The 11728-nt window shown below is 63.1% G+C and carries 10 protein-coding genes; 2 read left to right on the forward strand and 8 right to left on the reverse strand.

The genetic code is table 11. The features are described from left to right. Complete coding sequence (locus ACGYLD_RS13210) at positions 1-1590, forward strand: gamma-glutamyltransferase (protein ID WP_276154044.1); 1590 nt, start codon at positions 1-3, stop codon at positions 1588-1590. Beyond that, entirely contained in the window at positions 1587-2981 is a 1395-nt protein-coding gene (locus ACGYLD_RS13215; RefSeq protein WP_394402789.1) for a M20 family metallopeptidase, read from the forward strand. The genes ACGYLD_RS13210 and ACGYLD_RS13215 overlap by 4 nt, the downstream gene beginning before the upstream one ends. Before the next feature lie 32 nt (positions 2982-3013). Here the strand turns inward: ACGYLD_RS13215 and ACGYLD_RS13220 are convergent, their stop codons facing one another. From ACGYLD_RS13220 to ACGYLD_RS13255, 8 genes are all read right to left on the reverse strand, one after another. Next, a complete protein-coding gene (locus tag ACGYLD_RS13220; RefSeq protein WP_271694050.1) occupies positions 3014-4141 on the reverse strand; it encodes an iron-containing alcohol dehydrogenase in 1128 nt (375 codons plus the stop codon). An 8-nt stretch (positions 4142-4149) separates the two neighbouring features. Then, complete coding sequence (glpK, locus tag ACGYLD_RS13225) at positions 4150-5646, reverse strand: glycerol kinase GlpK (protein WP_271693885.1); 1497 nt, start codon at positions 5644-5646, stop codon at positions 4150-4152. 76 nt (positions 5647-5722) lie between these two features. Beyond that, a complete protein-coding gene (locus ACGYLD_RS13230) occupies positions 5723-7420 on the reverse strand; it encodes an ABC transporter substrate-binding protein (RefSeq protein WP_271693886.1) in 1698 nt (565 codons plus the stop codon). Positions 7421-7505: 85 nt separating this feature from the next. After that, a complete protein-coding gene (locus tag ACGYLD_RS13235; RefSeq protein WP_067268456.1) occupies positions 7506-7778 on the reverse strand; it encodes a DUF2160 domain-containing protein in 273 nt (90 codons plus the stop codon). Positions 7779-7793: 15 nt separating this feature from the next. After that, positions 7794-8681 carry a carbohydrate ABC transporter permease gene (locus ACGYLD_RS13240; protein ID WP_067268458.1) on the reverse strand — a complete coding sequence of 296 codons (888 nt, stop codon included), beginning with the start codon at positions 8679-8681 and terminating at the stop codon, positions 7794-7796. Further along, positions 8681-9553 carry a carbohydrate ABC transporter permease gene (locus ACGYLD_RS13245; protein WP_067268460.1) on the reverse strand — a complete coding sequence of 291 codons (873 nt, stop codon included), beginning with the start codon at positions 9551-9553 and terminating at the stop codon, positions 8681-8683. The genes ACGYLD_RS13240 and ACGYLD_RS13245 overlap by 1 nt, the downstream gene beginning before the upstream one ends. Next, entirely contained in the window at positions 9550-10635 is a 1086-nt protein-coding gene (locus ACGYLD_RS13250) for an ABC transporter ATP-binding protein (RefSeq protein WP_271693887.1), read from the reverse strand. The genes ACGYLD_RS13245 and ACGYLD_RS13250 overlap by 4 nt, the downstream gene beginning before the upstream one ends. Further along, positions 10635-11720: an ABC transporter ATP-binding protein gene (locus ACGYLD_RS13255; RefSeq protein ID WP_067268463.1), complete on the reverse strand. Its 1086-nt coding sequence runs from the start codon at positions 11718-11720 to the stop codon at positions 10635-10637. Before ACGYLD_RS13255 ends, ACGYLD_RS13250 begins: the two co-directional genes overlap by 1 nt. Positions 11721-11728 lie beyond the last annotated feature (8 nt).

The raw sequence follows: 11728 nt of genomic DNA on the forward strand, positions 1-11728 counted from the left end.
ATGTCATCGAACCTGTCGCACAGCAGTCAAACCCGCAAAACCGTCATCGAAACCGAACATGGCGTTGTCGCCGCGCAGCATCGGTTGGCAGCAATCGCGGGGGCCGAGGTGCTTGCGGCAGGGGGCGATGCGGTGGATGCAGCTGTGGCCACCTCTTTCGTCATCGGCGTGTTGGAACCTTGGATGAGCGGCCCTGCGGGCGGCGGGGCGATGATGCTCTGGCGCGCCGAAGAAGGCCAAGCCCATGCACTGAACCACGGCATGCGCAGCCCCGGCGCGCTCGACCCGGCGAATTATCCGCTGAGCGGGCGGGGCAAGGCGGGCGATCTCTTCCCATGGGAGCATGTGGAGGGGGACCGCAATGTCCAAGGCGCCACTGCCATCGCCGTGCCCGGCGTGGTCGACGGGCTGGGCCAAGCGCATGAACGTTTCGGCAAGATGCCTTGGGGCGAGCTGCTTTCCCCGGCGGTTGAACATGCCCGCAAGGGTCTGTTGGTGGATTGGTATGCCGCGTTGGTCATCGCCTCTTGCACGCGCGCCCTTGCGCAGGATGCGGATGCGGCGGACCTCTTTCTGGAAGACGGGCAATGGCCGACGATCAGCGGCTGGACCGCGCTGGCCGAGAAACGGCTGGACCAATCGCGCATGGCCGACAGCCTTGACCAGATCGCGCGGCACGGGGCGCGCGCGCTCTATGATGGAGACCTTGGTGCCGCGATGGCGCGGGATGTGCAGGAGAAAGGCGGCTGCCTCAGCCACGACGACCTGCAAGCCTACCGCGCCGAGTTCAGCGCGCCGCTCGACTTCGCCTACCGCGATGCGCGCTTCCACGTGGTGCCGGGGCTGACCGCCGGGCCGACCTTCCGCGACACCTTTGCCTCTCTCGCGACCGAAGACCTCGGCCAAGCCCCCGGCCCCGACAGCTATGCCGCCATGGCCGAGGCGCTCAAAGGCGCCTATGCCCGCCGCCTCGGCTCCATGGGCGATACCGGCGAAAGCCCCGAGGCGCCGGGCTGCACCACGCATTTCTCGGTCGTCGACCGCCACGGAAATATGGTGGCGCAGACCCAGACGCTGTTGTCGATCTTCGGCTCGCGCGTCGTCTCGCCCTCCACCGGCTTTTTGATGAACAACGGCATCATGTGGTTCGACCCGGTTCAGGGCCGCCCGAACTCGCTGGGGCCGAACAAGCGCTGCCTAATGAACGTCTGCCCGGTGATCGGCGAACAGGGCGACAAACGCTTCGCCTTCGGCGCCTCCGGCGGGCGCAAGATTTTGGGCGCGGTGGCGCAACTGTCCTCCTTCGTCACCGATTTCGACATGTCGCTCGAAGACAGCTTCCACGCGCCGCGCATTGACGCTTCGGACGCCAACCAGCTCATCGCCGATGAAAGCCTGCCGCGCGATGTGCTCGACCGGCTGCGCGAGAACAATGAGGTCGCCGAGACCAAACGCACGATCTTTCCCTACGCTTTCGCCTGTCCCGCAGGCGTAATGCGCGCGGGCGGGCAGAATTCCGGCTGCACCGAGATCATGTCGCCTTGGGGCGACGCCATTTCCGAAGATATGACAAAGGACATTGAAGCATGACCCGCGATCAAGCGATCGAAGCGATCTCGACCTATTTCGATGAGGGGACGTTCCAAGCCGAACTGGCCAACCTCGTCTCCTACGAGACCGAAAGCCAGAACCCCGACCAAGCCCCCGAACTGAAACGCTATCTGGTCGAGACGATGGAGCCGCGGCTGACGGCGATGGGCTTTGCCTGTCGCTTTCACGACAATCCCGACCCGCGCGGCGGCCCCTTTCTGGTGGGCGAGCGCCGTGAGGGGGACGACCTGCCGACCGTGCTGACCTATGGCCACGGCGACGTGATCCGCGCCCAGACCGACCAGTGGCGCGAGGGGCTGCATCCTTTCAAACTAGTCGAAGAAGGCGACAAGCTTTATGGACGCGGCACCGCCGACAACAAGGGCCAGCACCTGATCAACATCGCCGCCATCGAAGCGGTGCTGAAAACCCGTGGCAAGCTGGGTTTCAACTGCCGCATCGTGATCGAGATGAGCGAGGAGACCGGCAGCGCAGGTCTGCCCGAGTTCTTTGCCGAACACCGCGAGGAACTGACCGCCGACGTGCTCATCGCCTCGGACGGGCCGCGGCTGCAACCCGAAGTGCCGACCATGTTCATGGGCTCGCGCGGGGGCGTGTCGTTTGATCTGATCGTCGACAAACGCGAAGGGGCGCATCACTCGGGCAACTGGGGTGGCTTGCTGGCCGATCCTGCGATGATCTTGGTGCAGGCCCTGTCGACCATCACCGACAAACGCGGGCAAATCCAGATCCCCGAATGGCGGCCCGACAGCCTGACCCCCTCGGTCCGCGCGGCGTTGAAAGACCTGCCGATCGAAAGCGATGACGGCCCCGCCATCGACAGCGATTGGGGCGAAGAAGACCTGACCCCGGTCGAGCGCGCCTATGGCTGGAACAGCTTTGCCATCCTCGCAATGAAAAGCGGCGTCCCCGAAGCGCCGGTCAACGCGATTTCGGCCCATGCCACGGCCACTAGCCAATTGCGCTATGTGGTCGGCACCGATCCCGAAGACATCCTGCCAGCGCTGCGCCGGCACCTTGATAAACAGGGGTTCGAGGATGTCCGGATCGAACCGCATGACCGTGGCTTTTTCCGCGCGACGCGGCTGGATGCGGATCACCCTTGGGTCAAATTCGTGGCTGACTCTCTGACGAAAAGCGCCGGGAAAGCGCCGCATATCCTGCCCAACCTCGCAGGCTCGCTGCCAAATGACAGTTTCAGCGATATCTTGGGTCTGCCCACCGTCTGGGTGCCGCATTCCTACCGCAGCTGTTCGCAGCACGCGCCGGACGAACATGTGCTAAAACCCGTCTGCCGCGATGCGCTGCGGGTGATGGCGGGCGTGTTCTGGGACTTGGGCGAAGGCAATACGCCGCCGCGCGCCGCCTAAAATTACCGGGCCGGGGCCGTGGCCCCTGCCCGCTACATTGCCGCGCGGATGCAGGCTTCGAGGGTTTCCGCCTCAAGCATGCAGGGGTTCGCACGCATGGAGGAAGAGGCCGCCGCCTCGCGGGCGGTCTCAGTCAGTTCCGCATCTTCGGGGATCCATTGGTTCAACCGGTCCAGCCCCCAACCATCCAGCATGGCGGTCAGCGCGTCGAACGTGCCTTCCTCAGGCAGGCCGAACCCGTCGGAGAGCCACCTCTGCACTTCCGTGAAGCGGGCCGAGACCCCGAGCACATCCGCGTTCGCGGCCAGAACCGGCCCCAACAGCCGCCCGCAGATCAGCCCATGCGGCGCGCCGAAACGTCCACCGATCACACCTGCCATCCCATGCACGGCCCCGAGGCCCGCATTGGCCAGTGCCAAACCGCCCGAAAGGCTGACATAGGCCAGCGCATCCCGCGCGTCCTGATCCTCTCCCGCAGCCAGACGTTTAAGCGCAGCGATGCCCTGTGGGATCGCGGCACGGCAGAGCGCATCGGTCAGCGGGTTAGCCTTGCTGGACAGATAGGGCTCGATCACCTGCACCAGCGCGTCGAGGCCGGAGCCCAAAGTCACCCCGCGCGGCGCGCCATCGGTCAGCGCCGGGTCGACCAAGGCCAGACGCGGCAGCATGCGGTCGTCGCGCAGGCTGACTTTTCGCGCGGCCTCCGGCACGGCGATGACGGCGTTTTTTGTGACCTCGGCTCCGGTGCCTGCGGTGGTGGGGATCGCGATCATCGGCAGGGGATCGGCCTGCAAGGGCTTGCCCGCGCCCACGACTTCGAGATGCTCCATCACGTCGCACTCCGACGGGATCAGCGCCGCTGCCGCTTTCGCAAGGTCGATCACTGCGCCACCGCCCACGCCCAGCACGACATCCGCGCCGCGCCCCGCTGCCACGGCGGCGCGCACGTCGTCGACCGATGGCTCGCCGCTGCCGCGCAACTGGGTCACCTCGCAGCCCGCCGCCGCCAAATCGCGCGCCAGTTCATCGACCCAAGCGACCGAGCCGCCGCGCAGCAGAAGCGCCTGCCGCCCATAACCCCGCGCGGCTGAGGCCGTTTCACCCGCCACACCGCGGCCAAAGCGGATGCGTCCGGCGGTGGCGAAACCGAAAGGAGAGATCGCTTGCATCAGAACTGCAACGTCGCCTGAACAGCCCGCTGCCAAGCGCCGTATTTCTCTTCGCGCGCGGCCTCGTCCATCTGGGTTTCAAACCGCCGATCAAGCGCCCATTCTCGCGCGAAACCCTCCATATCGGGGTAGATGCCCGCCCGCTGCCCGGCGAGCCACGCGGCCCCAAGCGCTGTCGTTTCCAGCACATCGGGGCGGTCCACCGAGGCGCCGATCACGTCCGAGAGGAACTGCATCGCCCAGTCACTGGCGCTCATCCCGCCGTCGACGCGCAGGGTCGCAATCTCGCCCGGTTGGCCTTGGGCGGCCCAATCGGCCTGCATGGCTTCCAAGAGGTCACGGGTCTGGTAGCCCACGCTTTCCAGCGCCGCCCGCGCGAGTTCCGCAGGGCCGGAGTTGCGCGTCAGCCCGTAGATCGCACCACGGCATTCGGCGTTCCAGTAAGGCGCACCGAGGCCCACGAAAGCAGGCACCAGCACCACGTTCTGATGCGGATCGGCCTGCTCGGCCAGCGCTTGGGTCTCGCCCGCCTCGCGGATCATTTTCAGCCCGTCGCGCAGCCATTGCACCACGGCCCCGGCGACGAAGATCGAGCCTTCGAGCGCATAGGTCGGTTTGCCATCAAGCTGGTAGGCGATGGTGGTGAGCAACCGGTTGGTCGAGGTCACCGCCGTCTCGCCCGTATTCAGGAGGGCGAAACAGCCGGTGCCATAGGTCGATTTCATCATGCCGGGCTGGAAACAGGCTTGCCCGATGGTCGCCGCCTGCTGGTCGCCCGCGACGCCGAGGATCGGGATCTCGCGGCCAAAGAGGTCGGGCCGCGTGGTGCCGAAATCGGCGGCGCAGTCCTGCACCTCGGGCAGCATTTCGAGCGGCACGTCGAACATCTTGCAGATCGTCGTGCTCCAACGGCCTTTGTGGATGTCATAGAGCATGGTGCGGGCGGCATTGGTGGCATCGGTCACATGGCGCGCGCCGCCGGTGAGCTTCCAGATCAGATAGCTGTCGACGGTACCGAAAAGCAACTCGCCCGCCCGCGCCCGTTCGCGCGCGCCTTCGACATTGTCGAGGATCCACTTCAGCTTGGTGCCTGAGAAATAGGGATCGGCCAGCAAGCCAGTGCGTTCGGTGATGATCCTGTCGTCGCCGCTTTCGCGCAGCGCGCGGCAGAAATCAGCGGTACGGCGGTCTTGCCAGACGATGGCGTTATGGACCGGCTTGCCGGACTTTGCGTCCCAGACCAGCGTCGTCTCGCGTTGGTTGGTGATGCCGATGGCGGCGATGTCATCGGGGCGCAGACCGGCCTTTTCGATCACCGCGCGGCAGGTGCCAGCGGTCGTCGACCACAGATCGCCCGGATCATGTTCGACCCAGCCGGAGCGGGGGAAATGCTGCGGAAATTCTTCCTGGGCCGTGGCCGTCACCGACATGTTGCCGTCAAAGATGATCGCCCGGGAGGAAGTGGTTCCCTGATCAATGGCGAGGATATGGGTCATGGCGCGGCCCCCGGATGTTGGATGAAACGAAAAAGGGGCCGGAACGCTGCTGCGTCCCGGCCCCCGAAAGTTTGGCTTACTGCCAGGACTTGATCAACTCTTCGTAGCTGATGGTCTCGGGCTCGGGGTCTTCGTTGTCGAGCTTGGCAACGGGCGAACCTTCCTGCTCAAGCCAGTAGGAGGCTTCCCGCTCCTCGTTCATTTTCGGACCCAGATCACCTTGGACGCCTGCACGCTCAAGACGTTCCATGACCTTTTCCTGCTCGGCGCAGAGGCTGTCGAGCGCTTCCTGAGGTGTTTTCGCACCCGACATCGCGTCGCCGATGTTCTGCCACCACAGCTGCGCCAGCTTGGGGTAATCCGGCACGTTCGTCCCGGTGGGCGACCATGCGGTGCGCGCGGGCGAACGGTAGAATTCCACCAGACCGCCGAGTTTCGGCGCACGTTCGGTGAAGCTTTCGTGTTGGATGGTGGACTCGCGGATGAAGGTCAGACCGGCATGGGCCTTTTCCACGTCCACGGTTTTCGAGGTCACGAACTGCGCGTAAAGCCATGCGGCCTTGGCGCGGTCGACGGGGGTGCTTTCCATCAGCGTCCAGCTGCCCACGTCTTGATAACCAACCTTCTGGCCTTCTTTCCAGTAGGCGCCATGCGGGCTGGGGGCCATGCGCCACTTGGGCGTGCCGTCTTCGTTCAGCACGGCCTTGGCGCTGTCGTTCACCATGTCGGCGGTGAATGTGGTGTACCAGAACATCTGCTGCGCGATGGCCCCCTGCGCGGGCACCGGGCCTGCTTCGCTAAAGGTCATGCCCGCGGCTGCGGGGGGCGTGTACTTCTCCAGCCATTCGATCGCTTTGGTGATCGCATAGACCGCCGCTGCATCGTTGGTGGCGCCGCCGCGTGCCATGCAGGACCCGACAGGCTGGGAGTTCTCGTTCACCCGGATGCCCCATTCATCGACCGGCAGGCCATTGGGCTCACCCACATCGCCGCCACCCGCCATGGACAGCCACGCGTCGGTGTAGCGCCAGCCAAGGCTTGGGTCTTTCTTGCCATAGTCCATGTTGCCATAGACTTCGACGCCATCAATCGTGCGGCCAGTGAAGAATTCAGCAATGTCCTCATAGGCAGACCAGTTGACCGGCACGCCCAGCTCATAGCCGTATTTTTCTTTGAATTCAGCCATCAGCTCAGGATCGGTGAACCAATCGTGGCGGAACCAGTAAAGGTTTGCAAATTGCTGGTCGGGCAGTTGGTACAGATCACCATCCGGGGTGGTGGTGAAATCAAGGCCGATGAAGTCGTCCAGATCAAGACCGGGGTTGGTCACGTCCTTGCCTTCATTCTCCATCCAGTCGGTCAGGCTGCGCGCCTGTTTGTAGCGCCAGTGGGTGCCGATCAGGTCCGAGTCGTTGACATAGGCGTCATAGATGTTCTCGCCCGACTGCATCTGCGTTTGCAGCTTTTCGACCACGTCGCCCTCGCCGATCAGGTCGTGGGTGACGTTGATGCCGGTGATCGCGCTGAAGGCCGGGGCCAGCACGTTGGCTTCGTATTCGTGCGTGGTGATGGTTTCAGAGACCACCTTGATGTCCATGCCTTTGAACGGCTCGGCCGCGTCGATGAAGAATTGCATCTCCGCTTCCTGCTCTTCGCGGCTCAGCGCGGAGCGTTCGATTTCCTCGTCGAGGAACTTCTTCGCGGCTTCCATATCCGCGAATGCTGGCCCGGCGAGCAGACCGAGCGTGACCGCCAAAGCGGTACTCGATTTCATGACAGATCGTTTCATTATGTCCTCCCTAGACATTTGGTCGTGTCGTATGGCGGCCCCGGTTGCCCGGGGTCCGCCGTGATAGCGCCTAGACCCAGCGAAATACGGCCGCGGCATAGGCAAGGCAGACCAGCAGCGCATAGGGCTGCGGACCCGCCTCGAAACCCAGCCAGATCAAATTGATAAAGGCCGAGCCGAGAAGCGTGATGAACAGACGGTCACCACGGGTTGTCTCAATCCTGAGGATGCCCACACGGGGCGTCTCAGGGAATTTGATCGCGAGGATCGTGAAGGTCACGAGTAACAGCGCGATGACACCGAAGAAGATCGCGGTGGGCATGGTCCAAGCCATCCAAGACATGGGCGGTCTCCTCTCTTATACCCGTCCGAGGGCAAAGCCCTTGGCGATGTAGTTGCGGACGAAATAGATCACGAGCGCACCCGGCACGATGGTCAGCACACCCGCCGCGGCCAAGACGCCCCAGTCGAGGCCGGAAGCGGAGACGGTGCGGGTCATGGTAGCGGCGATGGGTTTGGCATCGACCGAGGTCAGCGTGCGCGACAGCAGCAGTTCCACCCATGAGAACATGAAGCAGAAGAAGGCCGCGACCCCGATGCCGCTGGCAATCAGCGGGGTGAAGATGCGGATGAAGAAACGCGGGAAGGAATAGCCGTCGAGGTACGCCGTCTCGTCGATCTCTTTCGGCACGCCGCGCATGAAACCTTCGAGGATCCAAACCGCGAGCGGCACGTTGAACAGGCAGTGTGCCAGCGCCACGGCGATATGCGTGTCAAAGAGGTTGACCGAGGAGTAGAGCTGGAAGAACGGCAGCGCGAAAACGGCGGGCGGCGACATGCGGTTTGTCAGCAGCCAGAAGAACAGGTGTTTGTCGCCCAGAAAGGTGTAGCGCGAGAAAGCATAGGCCGCTGGCAGCGCTACGGCGAGCGAGATCACCGTGTTCATCACCACATAAATCAGACTGTTCACATAGCCCATGTACCAGCTCGGATCGGTGAGGATCTTGGCATAGTTCGCCAGCGTCAGGTCCCGCGGATAGAGCGAGAAGGACCCGAGGATTTCGGCGTTGGTCTTGAGGCTCATGTTGATGAGCCAATAGATCGGCAGCATCAGGAACAGCAGGTAGAGCGTCATCACCACCACCGAGCCCTTGGGCCGGAAGCGGCTGCGCCGGGTGCGTTTGGCAGCGGTCACGTCACCCGGAATGGGCGCGGCGCCGGGGGCTTGCACGGTTGTGTCGGTCATCACACACCATCCCTTTTGTCGAGGTTGACCATCACGGTATAGAACACCCATGAAATCAACAGGATCACGAGGAAATACATCAGGCTGAACGCCGCTGCGGGGCCAAGGTCAAACTGGCCGATGGCCATTTTCACCAAGTCGATCGACAGGAAGGTCGTGGCATTGCCCGGCCCGCCACCCGTCACGACGAACGGCTCTGTATAGATCATGAAGCTGTCCATGAAGCGCAGCAGAATGGCGATCATCAGCACGCCCGCCATTTTCGGCAGTTCGATGTAGCGGAACACGGCCCAACGGCTGGCTTGGTCGATCTTCGCCGCCTGATAGTAAGCATCCGGAATGGATTGCAGACCGGCATATGCAAGAAGCGCTACCAGCGAAGTCCAGTGCCAGACATCCATGACCACAACCGTGATCCAAGCCGATGTGATGTCTTGAGTGTAGTTATAGGTGATGCCCAGCTTGTCGAGCGTATAGCCCAAAAGGCCAATGTCGACCCGGCCAAAGATCTGCCAGATGGTGCCGACCACGTTCCACGGAATCAGCAGCGGCAGGGACATGAGGACAAGGCAGAAGCTGGCCCAGAACCCGTTTTTCGGCATGTTGAGCGCGACAAAGATGCCGAGCGGGATTTCGATTGCCAGTATGACGCCCGAGAAAATCAACTGACGGCCAAGCGCGTCCCACATCCGGTCGCTGTCGAGCATGTCGGAAAACCACTCCAGCCCGGCCCAGAAGAACTCGTTGCGGCCAAAGGTGTCTTGCACCGAGTAGTTCACCACGGTCATCAGCGGGATCACGGCAGAGAAGGCCACGAGGATCAGCACCGGCAGGACAAGGAACCATGCCTTTTGGTTGACGGTCTTGTTCATGCGGCCTCTCCCTCTGCGCTGATGCGCCAATCGTCGTCATAGACGTTGATGCCCGCCGGATCGAAACTGATCGCGGTGTTTTCGCTCGGCACTGTTGCGCCTTCCTCGGCGATGGCGCTGACCGGCTGGCCTGCCACGTCAAGGCGGATGATCTTGTGCCGGCCCACATCCTCGACACGGGTCACCTTGGCCGGAAGGCCCAGACCTTCGCCATTGATCCGAACGAATTCGGGCCGGACGCCCAGTTGCGTTTTCTGGCCCTTGGGCGCGTAGGTCTTGTTCAAATTGACGCTCGTGCCCGCGACCTGCGCCGCATTGCCCGCGATCTGCGCGTCAAAGAGGTTCATCCCCGGCGAGCCAATGAAATAGCCCACGAAAGTATGGGCAGGCCGCTCGAAAAGCTCCTGCGGTGTGCCGATCTGCACCACGCGGCCATCATACATGACCACCACCTTGTCGGCGAAGGTCAGCGCCTCGGTCTGGTCGTGGGTCACGTAAATCATCGTGTGGCCGAATTCGTGGTGCAGCGATTTGAGCTGCGTGCGCAACTCCCACTTCATATGGGGGTCGATCACCGTGAGCGGCTCGTCGAACAAGAGCGCGTTCACGTCCTCGCGCACCATGCCACGGCCCAGCGAAATCTTCTGCTTGGCATCTGCTGTGAGGCCCCGCGCCTTGCGGTTCAGCTCATCCTCCATGCCGATCATCTTGGCGATCTGCTGGACGCGGGACGCGACATAAGAGGCATCCGCCCCGCGGTTGCGCAGCGGGAAGGCCAGATTGTCATGCACGGTCATCGTGTCGTAAACGACCGGGAACTGGAAGACCTGCGCGATGTTGCGCTCGGCTGTCGGCGCATGGGTGACGTCTACGTCGTTGAACAGGATGCGCCCCTGCGACGGCTGCAAAAGCCCCGAGATGATGTTGAGCAACGTAGATTTGCCACAGCCCGAGGCGCCCAGAAGCGCATAGGCTTCGCCGTCGATCCAATCGTGGTTCAATTCCTTGAGGGCGAAATCATCCTCACCGCTGGGATGGGGCAGATAGGAATGGGCGAGGTTATCAAGCGTGATCTTGGCCATTATGCCGCCTCCGCATAGGGCGCGGCCGAGACGAGCGCCCCGTTCGCGTCAAACAGGTAGATATGCGCCGGGTCCAGATAGACCGGCAGCGGCTGGCCGGGCTGCAAATGCTGGATGCCATGCACCAGACCGACCCATTTCGCACCGTGGTAATCGAGGTGGATAAAGGTCTCCGACCCCGTGATCTCGGTCACGTTCAGCACCGCGTCAAAGCCGATGGCCTCGGGCGCCTGCGCGCTCAGCGTGAGGTGGTTGGGGCGGAAACCGGCGGTATATTCGCCGTCGCGCAAGCTCGCCATCGTGGCGGGTGCCGCCATCTCACCGCCGTCGAAACGCAGTGTGTCGCCCGATTTGGTCATGCTGAGGAAGTTCATCGGCGGGTCAGAGAACACCCGCGCCGTGGTCGCATTCTCGGGCCGGCGGTAGACACTCGGCGTCGGGCCGAATTGCGTAACGCGGCCTTCCCAGAGCGTCGCGGTATTGCCGCCCAGAAGCAGCGCCTCTTCCGGCTCGGTCGTGGCATAGACAAAGATCGACCCGGCCCGTTCAAAGATACGCGGAATTTCGGCGCGAAGCTCTTCGCGCAGCTTGTAGTCGAGGTTCGCCAGCGGCTCATCCAAGAGCACCAGCCCGGCATTCTTGACCAGCGCCCGCGCCAAGGCGCAGCGCTGCTGCTGGCCGCCCGAAAGCTCCAGCGGCTTACGGTCGAGCATCGGGGTGAGCTGCATCAATTCAGCGGTTTCGCGCACGGCGCGATCGATCTCATCCTTCGACTTGCCCACCAGCTTCATCGGCGAGGCGATGTTGTCGTAAACCGTCATCGAGGGGTAGTTGATGAACTGCTGATAGACCATGGCGACCTTGCGGTCCTGCACCCGCATGCCGGTCACGTCTTCGCCGTTCCAGATCACCTGCCCCGTGCCCGGCACATCGAGCCCCGCCATCAGCCGCATCAGCGACGTCTTGCCCGAGGACGTAGGCCCCAAAAGCACGTTCATCGTGCCTTTTTCCAAGGTCAGGTCGGTCGGGTAGATATGCGTTTGGCCGCCTACCGTCTTCGACACGTTCTTCAGGATCAAACTCACGTTCGACC

Source organism: Sulfitobacter sp. 1A12056 (assembly GCF_043558125.1).
GTDB lineage: Bacteria > Pseudomonadota > Alphaproteobacteria > Rhodobacterales > Rhodobacteraceae > Sulfitobacter > Sulfitobacter faviae.

Coding starts and splice junctions, on each gene's coding strand:
- ACGYLD_RS13210 (WP_276154044.1), top strand. CDS start 1: ATGTCATCGAACCTGTCGCACAGCAGTCAAACCCGCAAAACCGTCATC.
- ACGYLD_RS13215 (WP_394402789.1), top strand. CDS start 1,587: ATGACCCGCGATCAAGCGATCGAAGCGATCTCGACCTATTTCGATGAG.
- glpK (WP_271693885.1), bottom strand. CDS start 5,646: ATGACCCATATCCTCGCCATTGATCAGGGAACCACTTCCTCCCGGGCG.
- ACGYLD_RS13230 (WP_271693886.1), bottom strand. CDS start 7,420: ATGAAATCGAGTACCGCTTTGGCGGTCACGCTCGGTCTGCTCGCCGGG.
- ACGYLD_RS13235 (WP_067268456.1), bottom strand. CDS start 7,778: ATGTCTTGGATGGCTTGGACCATGCCCACCGCGATCTTCTTCGGTGTC.
- ACGYLD_RS13240 (WP_067268458.1), bottom strand. CDS start 8,681: ATGACCGACACAACCGTGCAAGCCCCCGGCGCCGCGCCCATTCCGGGT.
- ACGYLD_RS13245 (WP_067268460.1), bottom strand. CDS start 9,553: ATGAACAAGACCGTCAACCAAAAGGCATGGTTCCTTGTCCTGCCGGTG.
- ACGYLD_RS13250 (WP_271693887.1), bottom strand. CDS start 10,635: ATGGCCAAGATCACGCTTGATAACCTCGCCCATTCCTATCTGCCCCAT.